The organism is Photobacterium frigidiphilum (assembly GCF_003025615.1).
Classification (GTDB): domain Bacteria; phylum Pseudomonadota; class Gammaproteobacteria; order Enterobacterales; family Vibrionaceae; genus Photobacterium; species Photobacterium frigidiphilum.
The window spans coordinates 1-14,457 of the sequence record NZ_PYMJ01000012.1 but is presented as its reverse complement, the minus strand read 5'-3'; the positions used below and the strand labels follow the sequence as shown (position 1 = coordinate 14,457).

Genomic DNA, 14,457 nt, shown 5'->3' with positions numbered 1-14,457 from the left:
AAGGGACCTTTAGGCCCCTCTTTTTAGTTGTCTATTCGACGTTTTCTAGGCCTGCGCGGTTTAACAGGAATTGGACCAGTAATGGTACTGGACGACCTGTTGAACCTTTCTCTTTACCACCAACCCAAGCTGTACCCGCGATATCGAGGTGAGCCCAGTTATACTTTTTCGTAAAGCGTGATAAGAAACAACCAGCTGTAATTGTACCAGCGCCCGGTGAGCCAAGGTTTGCCATGTCGGCAAATGGGCTAGCGATTTGATCTTGGTATTCATCAGACATAGGTAAACGCCATGCGCGGTCACCAGATTGTTCAGATGCGTTAATCAATTCGTGTGCAAGTGGGTTATGGTTACCCAGCAGTCCACTGATGTGATGACCAAGCGCGACAACACATGCGCCAGTCAGGGTTGCAACATCGACTACACACTCTGGATTAAAGCGTTCTACATACGTTAGCGCATCACAAAGTACTAAGCGACCTTCAGCATCGGTATTTAGTACTTCAACTGTTTGCCCTGACATCGTGGTAATAATGTCACCAGGTCGATAAGCATTGCCGCCAGGCATGTTTTCACAACCCGCAATAATACCCACGACATTAATTGGTAGATTTAGCTTCGCTAGTGATTTCATTGCACCAAAGACTGATGCTGCACCACACATGTCGTATTTCATTTCATCCATTTGAGCGGATGGCTTAATTGAAATACCGCCTGAATCAAAGGTTAGCCCTTTACCGACCAATACAATTGGCTTCGCGTCTGGATCGGCACTGCCTTTGTATTCAATGACTGACATCATGGCTTCATTTTTAGAGCCTTGACCTACCGCAAGGTAAGATGTCATGCCAAGCTCTTTCATTTCCTGCTCACCAATAATTTTGGTGGTGACAGTGTCAAAATCATCAGCAAGGCGACGTGCTTGTGAGGCTAAATACGCTGGGTTAGCCACGTTTGGTGGCATGTTGCCTAGATCTTTGCTCGCTTTAACACCTGATGCGACAGCAAGACCATGAGTAATAGCGCGTTCACCAAGCGACAGTTCACGACGTGTTGGTACATTAAATACTAATTTACGTAGTGGTCGGCGAGTCTCTGGTTTGTTACTCTTAAACTGATTAAAGGTGTATAGGCTATCTTTTGTGGTTTCAACAGCCTGACGAACTTTCCAGTATGTATCGCGACCTTTTACATGTAGTTCAGTTAAAAAGCAGACTGCTTCCATTGAACCAGTTTCATTTAACGTGCTGATGGTCTTTTTGATAATTTGTTTGTATTGGCGCTCATCAAGTTCACGTTCTTTGCCACAACCAACCAATAATACTCGCTCTGAGAGTACGTTTGGTACATGGTGAAGCAGTAGCATTTGCCCCGGTTTACCTTCTAGGTCACCACGGCGTAATAAAGAGCTAATATAACCATCACTGATTTTATCTAGCTGTTCGGCAATTGGAGAAAGTCGACGTGGTTCAAAGACGCCTACGACGATACAGGCACTGCGCTGTTTCTCGGGGCTGCCACTTTTTACACTAAACTCCATGCGTACTCCTACATCCTATTAAAGACAATTAATGCTAAATGTTAGATAATACCGCACTTATCTTGCTGGACCGCTTTTTCGGTATAGGATTAAAGTGCAGGCTAACAAATAGCCGAAAGATCAAAAAATAACTGATTTACCGAAAAACTATAGTGATTCCACTAAAAAAACAAGTTTTCTATGGGTATATAACGCGTGATTATTGTTAGGTATTTGACTCGTGAGACATTAAAAAGCCAATTAGCCGTTTTATTTGTGCTTTTTTTAGTCTTTATCAGTCAGAAGTTTATTCGCATTCTAGCAGATGCAACCGATGGTTCGATCCCTGGTGATCTGATTTTGACCTTGATGGGGCTGTATATGCCATCAATGGCATTGTTGATGCTGCCTCTTAGCCTTTACATAGGTATTTTGCTGACTTTTGGTCGTCTTTACGCTGAAAGTGAAATCACAGTGATGAATGCAACAGGGATTGGAAATAAGTTTCTGATCCAGGCTGCATTATTGCTGGCGATGATTACCGGATCGGTTGCGGCATTTAATTCCTTGTGGCTAGCTCCATGGAGTTCAGAGCAAGAAACACAAGTCATGGAAAGAGTCGAATCTGATGTGGGGCTTGATTTATTGGTTAAAGGTCAATTTCAACCCGCCCCTGATGGTAAAGGGGTCGTTTTTGTTAATGATATTACCGATAAAGGTAGCAAGCTCGAAAAAGTCTTTGTCGCTCAAATCGTTGCTCGTGACACCATGCGCCCCAGTGTGATGGTAGCTGAACGCGGTTATGTGAGTGAGTTAGATGATGGCCGTCAGGTACTCGAACTTAAAGATGGTACGCGTTATGAAGGTGTGCCGACTCGATTAGATTACTCTGTGACTGAGTTTGAAGATTACCAAGCATTGATTGGTCAGCGCGCGATTCGTGAAAAAAACCGAGATTGGGATGCGTTACCCACCCCTACATTGATGCAACATTCTGAGTTAGCGGCACGTGCTGAATTTCAGTGGCGTATATCGATGTTTTTATGTATTCCTTTATTAACGATGGTCGTTGTCCCTCTATCGTCAGTTAACCCTCGACAGGGGCGTTTTGCAAAACTCTTCCCAGCAGTATTGATCTATTTGGTTTATTTCTTAGCGATAAGTGCAGCGAAATCAGCTGTAGAAGATGGAAGTTTACCTTCGTATATTGGCCTTTGGTCTATCAATGCTGTGATGTTTGTTGTGGCAATCGCATTAAACTCTTGGGATACCATGCCTATCCGAGTGTTAAAAGATAAATTACGGAGACGCGGTTAATGTTTAAGATTTTAGATTGGTACATTGGCCGAACGATTATCGCAACAACGGCGTTGACGCTCTCAACCTTGGTCGGGCTATCTGCCATCATTAAATATGTTGAGCAGCTGCGTAAAATAGGTGACGGCACTTACGATCTATGGAAAGCATTGATTTATGTTTTGTTGAGCATGCCACGTGATATTGAAATGTTCTTCCCGATGGCGGTATTACTCGGTGCATTGATTGGCTTAGGCATGTTGGCGTCGAGTTCTGAATTGGTTGTTATGCAGGCTGCTGGTTTTTCTAAGCTTGATATTGGCTTATCTGTTTTAAAAACCGCAGTTCCTCTTATGCTTATAGTGATGGTGTTAGGGCAGTGGGGGGCACCTCAGGCACAAAAGTCGGCACGAGAATTACGCGCTATTTGGACTTCAGGGGGCAATATACTTTCGGTTCAAAGTGGGGTGTGGGCTAAAGATGGTAATGATTTTATTTATATCGGTCGCGTGCATGAACAAAGTACTTTAAATGCGGTGAATATTTGGCAGTTTGATGATAAAAATACACTGTCTAAAATGGTCTTTGCGAAGTCTGCATCTTTTACCGAGCAACAAGGTTGGTTGCTTGCTGATGTGACGGTAACCAATATTTCGAAAATACAGCAAACCAATACGAAATTTGACACTCTGCCTTGGAAGACTTCACTGTCTCCAGACAAGTTAGCCATCGTGATGGTAAAGCCTGAAGAACTTGCGTTATCTGGTGTGTATGATTACGTCAGTTATTTAAAAGAATCGAAACAAGATGCATCTCGTTATGAATTGGCGTTTTGGCGGAAGTTACTTCAACCGATTTCGATTGCCGTTATGATGTTACTTGCATTGTCTTTTGTATTCGGACCGTTACGTTCGGTAACCATGGGGGCAAGGGTCTTATCAGGTGTTATTTTTGGCTTTACCTTTTACATATCTAACGAAGTCTTTGGACCAATGAGCCTTGTCTACCGACTGCATCCAGCAATTGGTGCTTTGGGGCCGAGCCTCGTATTCTTACTGATTACAATTTATCTACTCAGACGTAAGTTATAGTCAAAACGTCATACAACGTGATGTAAAAAAAGGAGCCGTTTGGCTCCTTTTTTTATGGTCATTACAATGATTATTTAACTTCAATGACAACCATTTCACATTCGGCCATCAGATCTTGAAAAGACTGTTTAGTTGTACTGAACGGGGATAATAAGTTACCTAACCCAAATGCAGATGTTCCCATGCGAATGAACGCTTGTGTTAAACGAATATTAGAGCCGTCAGTATTCTGTAGACGTAGCTTCCATGCTCGCATTCCTAGTGTTTGTCCGCCCTTACACCAAAAGTAAGCGAAGAAGCTAATGACAACGGCTGCTAAATAAAAGCTGTAAATCAGACTTGCGACGGGGTGAGTGCCAAGATAAGCACTTGCATCTTCGTACCCCGTGATATCTAAAATACCAAAATGTAATAAAGCGGCAATCAACGCCATCACTACTCCGCCTGCCAACATGAGTACAGCCGCGACGACTAAACAGTCATATAGCCATGCCCCTAAGCGACGGAAAATACTAGGATATTGTTTTGACTGTTGAACATCCTTTGATTGTTTCTTTTTCATGTTTGTACCAACCCACTTCCTGTTAGTGCGATATAAAGCGATTCAAGAATTAGTGACGTGCCACTGTCTACTTTAAAAGCGATGAACCTGAATACTACCATTGCACTTCTTCTTTCATCAGAATTCTATTCATATTTTTCGATATGTTACTTTTCTTTGTTTTGTTTATGACCGTTTTTTATTGAATAGGCTAAATAAGTAGCGGTTGTTTTTTTTTGTTGATAGATACGGAATAAAGGCTTGCGCATCAATCTTGTATACGTATAATGAGCCGCATCTGCCCGAGTGGTGAAATTGGTATACACGACGGATTCAAAATCCGTTTCCTTCGGGAGTGTCGGTTCAAGTCCGACCTTGGGCACCATAGTTAAAATGATAAAGCCTCAACTTCGGTTGGGGCTTTGTTGTATCTGGAGTAATCAAAAGATTACCTCCGTTTTCCTTTCTTGTTATCAGCGTTTTTCACCTTCATCAGACTCGCCTTATCAGCTTCCAAAATTGTTTTATGGTCCATATATGGTTCATCACATGCCGAATCTGTGTTCAAGGGAATCCTAGTAAATCCAACAATCTCCGGTTCCTGCAAAATTACAAGCCAACATATTCAAGAACACTTTAGTAGACCTTTACGGCCGTTCCATGGTGATTTTATGGTGCTCAATTAAATGCCAACAACTATTTATCCAGGTTGGTATAACCTGACAATAAAAGTTGTGCTTTGTTACTGAATATAAGAGAAAACAGCCAAGATAGCTGCGGTGACTCGTATTCAGGAGGCCAGTAAGTTGTTACAGCAGCTATAATGTGTGTACCCATGTCAGAGCAAGATGTTTATTTTAGCGAGAAGTGAGTGGCTGGTAGTCATTGCTACACTGATTTCTCCCAATTAGATGCGTTGAGTTCATTTGGGTATAAATGCCAGTAATTGCCGGTCTATAGTGAGGATGATGTGTATAAGCTGGCGAAAGTTATTAGCTTGAGGGCAAGGTAAAAGGTGGAATTTTACTTTGTCCATTACAAGGCAATGTGGATTAAACAAGTAGGAGAAAGGCAATGGCAGATGCAAACAACAATACAACTAATTGGCCCGAGTTGGCTGGGGCTTTGTATGACAAACTCACTGAACGTCATGCTGAATTAACGTATGAATTTGACAAGATTGAGATTGGTGTACCCAGTGGCACTGGAGAAAAATCGGATCATTCGACTTGGACTGTCAATGGCAGCATCAGTATTCGAGGTCGAAACTTAGAGTAATATATGCTGAGTATTCATGGGGCGTTAGTCATGGAGGTGGATGACAAAACTATCCACCTCGTTGCCAATGAACAGACAATTACCCTTCATCTTAGTGATCCGACATTATTGATAGCGTGCCTTGAACTTGTGCGGGCATTGAAACTCAATTTTCGCTATTTGATAAGAGGGCTAGACTCGTCGTCATTATTTCGATTGATTATTACAGTGCCCAGTGGTGCCACGATCACTGTCACTGAGCGAACAGGGTGGCCTAAACGTTTTCTGCCTCTATCTATTGCGATCACTAATAAATCATATTGGGTAAAGATAGCGTCTAGGCTGTGGCAATGTTATCGACGGTGAAGCATCGTGGTGGCTGTTTATTTACCAGTATTTGGCGTATCGCCCGCATGACAGCAAGGCTATCATGTGGGCGAACTTTTAGAGAACGGTTATTACAATTTGGTGAATAACGTCACTTCGGTGTTCGGTGTCCAGTCAGCTTGTGAGATATGAGCTGTATTGACGAGGTAACGCTCATTCATATAAAGGACAATATCACCTTGGTTATAGCTGACGTTAAGCGTCCATACCGTTTTCGGCATGATGTTTAACCATAAGCTTGACGTTGACGATGGAGCCCAATCACCTTGTGCTACGTGCGCAACCGCGGCGCGATAACTAATATCGTCATGAGTAACAAAATCACCTTCTGCGTAGCTATCACCTACCGCCCACTGTGGGGTGTAGTTATCTAGAGTATCAAATACATATCCAGCTTCTTTAGCTATTTTAAGGAATTTAGCTAGTTTAGGGATGTTTCTGGTAAAACCTTCGCCACGCTTGCCATCTTCGTATAAGAAGGCATGAGTTAATACCACAACTTTATCGACGTGTTGTGGCGTATCACAAGGGAAGTTTTGCGACTTCGAGTTAACAGGCATAATGTTGGCAGGGGCACAAGAGTTCATCGCAGCATCAATGTAGCTTAAGAACTGCTCAGCTTCTGTAAGGCTGTTAGCTGGATTGGCAATTCCCCAGTTTTCTGGCGCCCAGTCAACATCCCAGCCGTGCATGATGTAGTTTTTATTGTTGAGAATATCAGCAACTTTTATCGATGCTTTTACACTGTTCGATGGGTTTTCAGGATCACAGATATAACCCGCTTCCCATGGTTTAAAGTCATCAGAGGTCGCACATAAACCATTACTCTGAAATTCTTTGGTTACCCGCCAGCTGTTAGTGTAAGGAAGGCGAGCAAGTTTAGCGCCTTTATAATTTGGGTATGAATTTACATTCGGGATATATGATTCAATAACCGTTAAATTCTTATCAAACATTGATGCATCATAAACAGCATCTTGGTAAGAGTCTATTTGGTGGTTACCTGTTGCATTACAAGCAGCGGCACTGTTATCACCATTAGCATCAACACAGTTATGTACCATGTGATCGTAACTGTGGTTAGCAACAACGTGTCCAGTATCTAGCATGTACTGAAGTGCTTCTAACGACTTTCCTTCGTTCTCATCGCCGATCCCATCAAGGTGCCAAGCATTTACATAAAACGTACCTTTTACATTGGCTTTATTTAACTCGTCAAGAATGGGAATTGTTGCATCAACAGTTCCATCATCAAAAGTAAGATAAATCGTTCCTTTCGGGGTTGCTTGAACTGCCATTGAGGCTGTTAGGATTGCACCTGTGCACAATACAGATAACAGTGTTTTTTGTAGTTTCATATATATCTCACTATTCAAATTGAATCGATGGTGAATTAAAAAACAAATGGATAAATCAAATTATCATTTATGAGTTTTAATAGTATTAATTCGAGTTATTCAATTGAGTCTATAGTGGCTGGTTATATGTGCGTGTTATATATCATATATTATATTTCCGTTGCTTTTGTTTGCATATTAATTTAGGTGTCAATATCATTATTTTCATATTTGACACTTAAGTTTTATTTTTTTTGTGTGACGTTGTTTCAGTGGAAACATTATTATTTGAGAGCTCGGTCATGATCGTGCAACCGGTTGCGCTTTAATGTTTTGTTTTATTTGTTTACAATCTTGTCGTGGTTGAAAATTGAATAATAAAAAATCCTAATTGTATTATGAAGAAAATTTCATTGGATTGTAGTGCAAAAATGTCCAACTGTATGCTGGTAAAGAATGGAACTGGCAGCAGTTAGCTATGGCATGGAGAGTGAAATTGAAGCTCTAGCTGTGTCAGTGTTTGAAGGTGTTATTCAACAGGTTGACGTCTGCTTGCTCGGTCTTTAAATCAGATTTCAGCGAGAAGCGCTGAAGTAAATGGCAAGCCAATGTGGTAAGCAGATTGATGCGATTCCACCCCTTGCATGCGGCATGATGAAAGGTGATAAAGTACTCGAACAAGCGCTCTATCTTATTGCAGAGTAATTAAATGAAACACGTAGGGTTCTTTATTTCATTGATATCGTAAATAAGCAGATTGAATATCTCCACATTAAAACATTTTTGAGATGGTTAATTATAATAAAAGGGAATTTTAGATGAAATTATATGATTCGATAATTAATTTTGTTGAAAAGATTGTTGCACCGCTGGCCGTTAAAGTTGGAAACCAAAAACATGTTCGTGCCATGCGTGATGGTTTTATTGTTGCGATGCCATTCATTATTGTTGGTAGTTTTGCCTTGGTATTTGCTTTTCCTCCATTTGCGGAAGATACGCAAAATGCTTTCGGCCGAGCTTGGCTTGATTTTGCCACCGCTAACTTTGATAACCTCATGATGCCCTTTCAAATGACGATGGGAATCATGGCAATATTTGTGTCACTAGGGATCGGATATAGTTTGGCGCGCGCTTATAAAATGGATGGCATTACCAGCGCCTCGCTATCGCTAATGTCATTTTTAGTGGCATCGGCACCAGCGACGAACGATACATTATCAATGGGGCACATGTCTGGTACGGGGATTTTTACTGCCGTGATCAGTGCATTTTTCTCTGTAGAACTGATGCGTGTTTTGAAAAAGTACAATGTTACTATCAGGCTACCAGAGCAGGTGCCACCCGCTATTGCCCGCTCATTTGAATTGTTGATCCCTGTGTTGGTGGTATTCCTTACTCTCTTCCCTCTTAGCCTTTTTGTACAAGCGCAATATGACATGTTAATTCCTGACTTGGTGTTGGAGATGTTCAAACCTTTGGTGAGTGCATCCAATTCATTACCTGCCATTATTGGGGCGTTACTGTTATGTCAGTTATTGTGGTTTGCTGGTATCCATGGTGCGGCGATTGTGGTTGGCCTACTTTCCCCAATATTCCTGACCAATATTAGTGCTAACCAAGCAGCTTATTTGGCTGGTGAACCAATTCCCAATGTCTTTACTCAGCCATTCTGGGATTTTTATATCTTTATTGGAGGTTCGGGCGCTACGCTGGCATTAGTGATTTTAATGATATTTAGCCGTTCTGTTCACCTTCGTAGTTTAGGCCGCATGAGCTTTGTTCCTGGCGTCTTTCAGATCAATGAACCTGTCATCTTCGGTAGCCCGCTGGTCTTGAACCCCACCATGTTTATCCCATTTGTTTTTGCGCCAGTATTAAATGCAACTATTGCTTATGCCGCAGTTCATATGGGTATCGTCGGGGCTGGTGTTTCGCAAACCGCGTGGACGGCGCCTGCGCTGCTAGGTGCGTCTTGGGGCTCTGGCTGGACGCTATCTCCGGTATTGCTGGTGCTCGCGTTGCTTGTGATGGACATATTTATCTACCTCCCATTCTTTAAAATATTTGAAAAGCAATTACTTAAAGAAGAAGGTAAGTCGGCTGAACAACAGCAAGATGCAGTACCAGTAAGTGGTGCGACAGCTTAATAACAATCGCAGGGTTATAGCAAAGGTTATAACCCTAATATGATTTCAATACATAAGGAGAGGTGGACAATGATTAAATCGCCGCTAAAGCTCGCCATTATCGGAGGGGGGAGTAGTTATACTCCAGAATTGGTTGAAGGTGTTCTAAAAAGGCTAGAGCGTTTACCTGTAAAAGAGATCCATTTTGTTGATATTGAAGCTGGTCAGGAAAAGTTGGATATTATCGAAGCGTTGGCGCGGCGTATGGTTAAAAAGGTTGGCGCCGACATTACCATTAAGGCTTCGCTAGATCGCCGTGCAGCGATTAAAGATGCTGACTTTGTTATGACGCAGTTTCGCGTTGGCGGGCTGCAAGCGCGTGCGAGTGATGAGCGTATACCCCTTAAGTATAATGTTATAGGGCAAGAAACAACTGGCCCTGGCGGTTTTGCAAAAGCACTTCGTACTATTCCCGTGATCCTCGATATTTGCAAAGACATTGAAGAGTTAGCCCCTAATGCTTGGATGCTGAATTTTACCAATCCTGCTGGCTTAGTAACAGAAGCGGTACTGAAGTATACCAAGGTGAAAACCATTGGACTTTGTAATGTTCCTGTATCGATGAAAATGATGATTGCAGAGATGATGGATTGCTCCCCGAATGATTTGTCTTTGGAGTTCGCAGGCCTTAATCATTTGATTTGGGCACATAGGGCTTGGCTTGAAGGGAAAGATATCACTGCCGAAGTATTGGAAAAGGTGGGTGATGGGGCGAACTTCAGTATGACAAATATATTTGAAGAGCCGTGGGACCCTACTTTTTTGGAAGCATTGGGGGCGATTCCTTGTCCATATCATCGCTACTTTTATCAAACGGATGCCATGCTTGCAGAAGAAAAAGAGACGGCATTAGGTGGTGGGACGCGAGCTGAACAGGTTATGGAAACAGAGCAAGAACTCTTTATGTTATATAAAGATGTGAATCTTGACCGTAAACCAGAGCAGCTTGAAAAACGTGGGGGTGCTTACTACTCCGATGCGTCCCTTGATCTAGTTGATGCTATTTATAACGATCTTAAGACGATAAATGTTGTTAATGTTCGCAACAACGGCACCATAGCAACGTTACCTGATGATGCAGTGATTGAGTGCAGCGCGGTCGTTGGAAGTTGGGGAGCTCGTCCACTCTCTGTTGGTCAGCTAAGCCCTGCGGTGAGAGGTTTAATTCATCAGGTGAAAGCCTATGAGCAACTGACGGTTGAGGCTGCTGTCCATGGGGATTATGAGAAAGGGTTAATGGCATTGGTAAACAATCCCTTAGTACCAGATATTAAGCGAGCCAAAGCAATTTTGGATGACATATTGCGAGTCAATCTGGATTATCTGCCTCAATTTAATAATTAAACTATGTTGAATCGAGAAACTGAGTGGCAAGGATGCCGAGTGTTATTAATTTAGGTGATGTTATGCATGTGATTTTCAATGCGGATGATTTTGGTTTAACCCCCGGTGTTAACTTAGGGACTATTGCGGCCAGCCAGTCAGGCGTTGTACGTTCAACCACACTCATGGTAGATATGGCGGCAGAGAAACAGGCTGTTGAGTTGGCATCCTCAGCCACTTCTCTCAATGTTGGTTTGCATTTGCGGTTTACTGCTGGTGCGGCGCTTACTGCCAGCAATACCCTCACAAGAGAAAATGGTCAATTTTTGGGGCAGGATGACTTTTGGCAAAATAATACTTTTTCTACTCAGCAGATTGCTGATGAAGTTACTGCGCAAGTTGAGCATTTTTTGGCATTAGGATTGAGCTTAAGCCATATTGATAGTCACCATCATGCGCATACTCACCCTCAGATACTACCGATTGTCACAGAGCTGGCTCGATATTATAAAGTGCCTTTAAGGGGGGGCACTTTTGATGGCGATCCTTCTCGCGATTATCGATATATATTTAGTAATGAGTTTTATGGTGACGAAGTGAGCCTCGATAACATTTTGGGGATTATTGATAAATATCATCATCAGTGTGATGTGTTAGAAATAATGTGTCATCCGGCATTTATTGACCAGCCATTATTAGAGGCTAGTGCTTACAGTTTATTAAGAGCCAAAGAGTTGGCGATTTTGACTGATGTAGGCTTGTCTCAACGCCTAGAAGCGAAGGATATCGAAGTTTGCGATTTTTCTATTTTCTCTAAATAAGTTGTACAGGTTTAATCTGCGGTAATCGCTTTAGTCAATGGGTTAAACCGTCATTTGGATGATAAACCAATAACGACTGCCAGTAACGCGAATTCCCCCTGTACCATAATGCGAACTACTGGCAGTTCGTTATTATTATTATGGGTTTTGATGAAAATACCGTTAGTACTGTATTTTCGCATGCGCAAGTTTACACTATAGCGAAAGGTTGATGATGTGACTTTTTAATTGAAATAAGAGGTAGTTCAATTAATTATTAGAGGTAGAATATAGAAGCTATGGCAAGGATTAAAGATGTAGCTCTTTTAGCTGGAGTTAACCGTTCAACCGTCTCTCGCATTATCAATGGCGAAGGTAAATTTAGGGCGGATACTAAACGCAAAGTTGAACAAGCGATGGCGGAGTTGAATTATCGCCCCAGTGCGATCGCTCGCTCTCTCGCGACAGCTTCATCAAATATGACTGGCTTGTTGGTGACTTATTATACTGGTGGGTTCTTTGGTGAAATGATGAATCAAGTTCAGACTGAACTTGATTTGCACAAGAAATTTTTGATTACAGCTCAGGGGCATCATAGTGCCGAGGGGGAGCGTGAGGCTATTTGCCGCTTCCATGCTCTTCGTTGTGACGGCTATGTACTCAATAGTCGCTATCTTAGTGATGATGAATTGCGATTATTGGCTAAAGAGCCAACACCTTTTGTTTTGCTTGACCGTAGCGTTGAAGGTTTGGAATCTAGATGTATAACGTTTGATCATTCTTTAGCGGGGCAGATGGCCGTCGACCATCTGATTAATCAAGGCCACAGAAAGATTGCGTGTATAACTGGTCCACTCAATCGAACGAACAGTAGACAGCGTTATCAAGGTTACCTTAATGCTTTATCTACCGCGGATATTACCGTCGATCAGACTTTGTGTGCCGAGGGTAATTATGGGCGAGAAAGTGGTTATCTAGCAGCAAAAAAATTGTATCAATCTCATCCTGATTTGACTGCGTTATTTTCATGTAACGAAGAGATGATGGGAGGGGCGTTGCAGTTTTTTCATGAAAATAATGTGAGCGTTCCACAGCAAGTATCTTTGGTTAGTTTTGATAGTATTGATCGCTGCGCCAGTTTTTATCCCACGGTTTCGGCAGTACATTTTCCTATTAGTAAAATGGCTCGAGTTGCTGTTGAAGTGCTGATAAACCTGATTGAAGATAAAGATATCAGTATAGACCGTCATTTTGAGCCACAACTTGTAATTCGCCATGGTGATCGTGTGATTTAGGAAAAGTTGGTTTAGGTACATTAAGTAAAGCTTGTATACGTATAATGAGCCGCATCAGTTCGAGTGGTGAAATTGGTATACACGACGGTTGCTTTCGATCGTGGCGGCTCAAGTCCGTCCTCGGGCACCAGATAAAAACGATGAAGCCTCAACGTCGGTTGGGGCTTTGTTGTATCAAGAATTTTCATTCCTTCTTTACCTTGCTTTACGTTAAATTCATTCCCCGTTCATTTTCTCTTCTTTAGTATCAGTGGTATCCCTTGTTATGGAGTGCCAACGATGAAAAGCTTATTTGACCAACTCATTAATCAAGCCAGCAGTTATATGGGGAAAAATTCTTCCTCCTCCTTCTCTTCGTCTTTTTCTAGTAAAGCTGACCTTGTAAAAGGAGTGGCGACAGGGGGGCTTGTTGGTGCATTAGTCGGAAATAAGAAAAGCCGAAGGCTGGTGGGCAAATATGGCAAGAAAGCAGCTGTGATTGGTGGCACCGCTGCCATTGGTACCGTGGCGTATCAGGCATATAAAAAGTGGTTTCAAGATCAGACGGAAACAACAACAGCGTCGGTGGATCCGATGTTGACTGAATTAACACCATTAAAGACGGATCAAGAAATATTGATGAAAGCCATGCTCTTTGCTGCCAAAGCTGATGGTCATATTGATATTGATGAAAAGGCAGCGATTACTCAGTGGCTACAACAAAACGGGATAACACACGATGTAGAAGCATTGATTGCACGTTGGCTGGATGAACCATTAAACCCTCATGTGATTGCAAATGCAGTTGATGGGCTTGAGCAAGCGTCGGAAGTTTACCTCGTCTCATTGCTGGTGGTTGATGTAGACCATTTCTTAGAACGTGCTTATTTGGATGCGTTGGCGGATGCATTGGCATTACCGCCTGCATTAATAGAACGCATCGAAGAGCAAGTTATACTTTCTTAGTGATGGGAAGTGTGATTTTAGAACGAATGTGGGTAAGTTGTTCGCATTTTATTCGGTCAGGAACGTTTTGCATAATTATTTCAAAATGCCCCTTGCCAAGCTGATCGAAGTCTCTATAATGCGACCTCACTGACACGGAGCACGGCGCTTAGCCAGCAACCTAGTCAGTATGTTCTTTAACAATTTGACCATGCAATCTGTGTGGGCACTCGTGAAATTTTAAGTCGAAAGATTTATCAATGAACTGAGTGACCTTAATCATCGCAAGATGACACAGTCAATTTATGCTTCATTTCTTCGCAAGAAGAAACGAAACAAGAATATCAGTAAAAATCATTGAGCCGGTCGAAAGACCAACAAAACTTTAATTGAAGAGTTTGATCATGGCTCAGATTGAACGCTGGCGGCAGGCCTAACACATGCAAGTCGAGCGGTAACAGGAATTAGCTTGCTAATTCGCTGACGAGCGGCGGACGGGTG

12 protein-coding genes, 2 tRNA genes, 1 rRNA gene and 1 pseudogene are annotated in these 14,457 nt (G+C 42.3%); 13 read left to right on the top strand and 3 right to left on the bottom strand.

Annotated features, from left to right (window positions below; genetic code table 11):
- Positions 1 to 31: 31 nt before the first annotated feature.
- Entirely contained in the window at positions 32 to 1,540 is a 1,509-nt protein-coding gene (pepA, locus tag C9J12_RS13400; RefSeq protein ID WP_107243179.1) for a leucyl aminopeptidase, read from the bottom strand.
- Positions 1,541 to 1,735: 195 nt separating this feature from the next.
- Here pepA and lptF point away from each other — a divergent pair, with 195 nt between their 5' ends.
- Together lptF and lptG are read left to right on the top strand one after the other, a co-directional pair.
- The gene (lptF, locus tag C9J12_RS13395) at positions 1,736 to 2,836 is read left to right on the top strand and encodes an LPS export ABC transporter permease LptF (protein ID WP_107243178.1); all 1,101 of its coding nucleotides are present in this window, start codon (positions 1,736 to 1,738) and stop codon (positions 2,834 to 2,836) included.
- Positions 2,836 to 3,906 (top strand): LPS export ABC transporter permease LptG, encoded by a 1,071-nt coding sequence (gene lptG / locus C9J12_RS13390; protein ID WP_107243177.1) that lies wholly within the window; start codon positions 2,836 to 2,838, stop codon positions 3,904 to 3,906. Before lptF ends, lptG begins: the two co-directional genes overlap by 1 nt.
- A gap of 70 nt (positions 3,907 to 3,976) precedes the next feature.
- On the opposite strand, the gene C9J12_RS13385 is transcribed toward lptG, so the two are convergent.
- Positions 3,977 to 4,468, bottom strand: coding sequence for an RDD family protein (locus tag C9J12_RS13385; RefSeq protein ID WP_107243176.1), 492 nt, complete (start codon positions 4,466 to 4,468; stop codon positions 3,977 to 3,979).
- Between the two features lie 279 nt (positions 4,469 to 4,747).
- Here C9J12_RS13385 and C9J12_RS13380 point away from each other — a divergent pair.
- The 3 genes from C9J12_RS13380 (at position 4,748) to C9J12_RS13370 (ending at position 6,070) form a co-directional block, all read left to right on the top strand.
- A tRNA-Leu gene (locus tag C9J12_RS13380) sits at positions 4,748 to 4,832 on the top strand.
- Between the two features lie 689 nt (positions 4,833 to 5,521).
- Positions 5,522 to 5,725 (top strand): hypothetical protein, encoded by a 204-nt coding sequence (locus C9J12_RS13375; protein WP_107243175.1) that lies wholly within the window; start codon positions 5,522 to 5,524, stop codon positions 5,723 to 5,725.
- A gap of 3 nt (positions 5,726 to 5,728) precedes the next feature.
- A complete protein-coding gene (locus C9J12_RS13370) occupies positions 5,729 to 6,070 on the top strand; it encodes a hypothetical protein (RefSeq protein WP_107243174.1) in 342 nt (113 codons plus the stop codon).
- A 92-nt stretch (positions 6,071 to 6,162) separates the two neighbouring features.
- Here the strand turns inward: C9J12_RS13370 and C9J12_RS13365 are convergent, their stop codons facing one another.
- Positions 6,163 to 7,449 (bottom strand): carbohydrate-binding protein, encoded by a 1,287-nt coding sequence (locus C9J12_RS13365; RefSeq protein ID WP_107243173.1) that lies wholly within the window; start codon positions 7,447 to 7,449, stop codon positions 6,163 to 6,165.
- A 377-nt stretch (positions 7,450 to 7,826) separates the two neighbouring features.
- Between C9J12_RS13365 and C9J12_RS13360 the strand changes: the two are divergent.
- The 8 genes and pseudogenes from C9J12_RS13360 to C9J12_RS13325 form a co-directional block, all read left to right on the top strand.
- Positions 7,827 to 8,133, top strand: a pseudogene (locus C9J12_RS13360) (PTS sugar transporter subunit IIB).
- A gap of 113 nt (positions 8,134 to 8,246) precedes the next feature.
- Positions 8,247 to 9,575, top strand: coding sequence for a PTS sugar transporter subunit IIC (locus C9J12_RS13355; RefSeq protein WP_107243172.1), 1,329 nt, complete (start codon positions 8,247 to 8,249; stop codon positions 9,573 to 9,575).
- Positions 9,576 to 9,644: 69 nt separating this feature from the next.
- A complete protein-coding gene (locus tag C9J12_RS13350) occupies positions 9,645 to 10,958 on the top strand; it encodes a 6-phospho-beta-glucosidase (protein ID WP_107243171.1) in 1,314 nt (437 codons plus the stop codon).
- 62 nt (positions 10,959 to 11,020) lie between these two features.
- Positions 11,021 to 11,758 carry a chitin disaccharide deacetylase gene (chbG, locus tag C9J12_RS13345; protein ID WP_107243269.1) on the top strand — a complete coding sequence of 246 codons (738 nt, stop codon included), beginning with the start codon at positions 11,021 to 11,023 and terminating at the stop codon, positions 11,756 to 11,758.
- Positions 11,759 to 12,036: 278 nt separating this feature from the next.
- Entirely contained in the window at positions 12,037 to 13,032 is a 996-nt protein-coding gene (locus C9J12_RS13340; protein ID WP_107243170.1) for a LacI family DNA-binding transcriptional regulator, read from the top strand.
- Positions 13,033 to 13,089: 57 nt separating this feature from the next.
- Positions 13,090 to 13,162 (top strand) — tRNA-OTHER (locus C9J12_RS13335).
- Positions 13,163 to 13,311: 149 nt separating this feature from the next.
- Entirely contained in the window at positions 13,312 to 13,977 is a 666-nt protein-coding gene (locus tag C9J12_RS13330) for a tellurite resistance TerB family protein (RefSeq protein WP_107243169.1), read from the top strand.
- A 365-nt stretch (positions 13,978 to 14,342) separates the two neighbouring features.
- Positions 14,343 to 14,457: ribosomal RNA gene (locus C9J12_RS13325) — 16S ribosomal RNA — on the top strand; the annotation flags it as partial.

What these genes read in the sequence shown, in the direction of transcription:
- pepA (WP_107243179.1), bottom strand. Translation starts at nt 1,540, where the DNA reads ATGGAGTTTAGTGTAAAAAGTGGCAGCCCCGAGAAACAGCGCAGTGCC.
- lptG (WP_107243177.1), top strand. Translation starts at nt 2,836, where the DNA reads ATGTTTAAGATTTTAGATTGGTACATTGGCCGAACGATTATCGCAACA.
- C9J12_RS13385 (WP_107243176.1), bottom strand. Translation starts at nt 4,468, where the DNA reads ATGAAAAAGAAACAATCAAAGGATGTTCAACAGTCAAAACAATATCCT.
- C9J12_RS13375 (WP_107243175.1), top strand. Translation starts at nt 5,522, where the DNA reads ATGGCAGATGCAAACAACAATACAACTAATTGGCCCGAGTTGGCTGGG.
- C9J12_RS13370 (WP_107243174.1), top strand. Translation starts at nt 5,729, where the DNA reads ATGCTGAGTATTCATGGGGCGTTAGTCATGGAGGTGGATGACAAAACT.
- C9J12_RS13365 (WP_107243173.1), bottom strand. Translation starts at nt 7,449, where the DNA reads ATGAAACTACAAAAAACACTGTTATCTGTATTGTGCACAGGTGCAATC.
- C9J12_RS13355 (WP_107243172.1), top strand. Translation starts at nt 8,247, where the DNA reads ATGAAATTATATGATTCGATAATTAATTTTGTTGAAAAGATTGTTGCA.
- C9J12_RS13350 (WP_107243171.1), top strand. Translation starts at nt 9,645, where the DNA reads ATGATTAAATCGCCGCTAAAGCTCGCCATTATCGGAGGGGGGAGTAGT.
- chbG (WP_107243269.1), top strand. Translation starts at nt 11,021, where the DNA reads ATGCATGTGATTTTCAATGCGGATGATTTTGGTTTAACCCCCGGTGTT.
- C9J12_RS13340 (WP_107243170.1), top strand. Translation starts at nt 12,037, where the DNA reads ATGGCAAGGATTAAAGATGTAGCTCTTTTAGCTGGAGTTAACCGTTCA.
- C9J12_RS13330 (WP_107243169.1), top strand. Translation starts at nt 13,312, where the DNA reads ATGAAAAGCTTATTTGACCAACTCATTAATCAAGCCAGCAGTTATATG.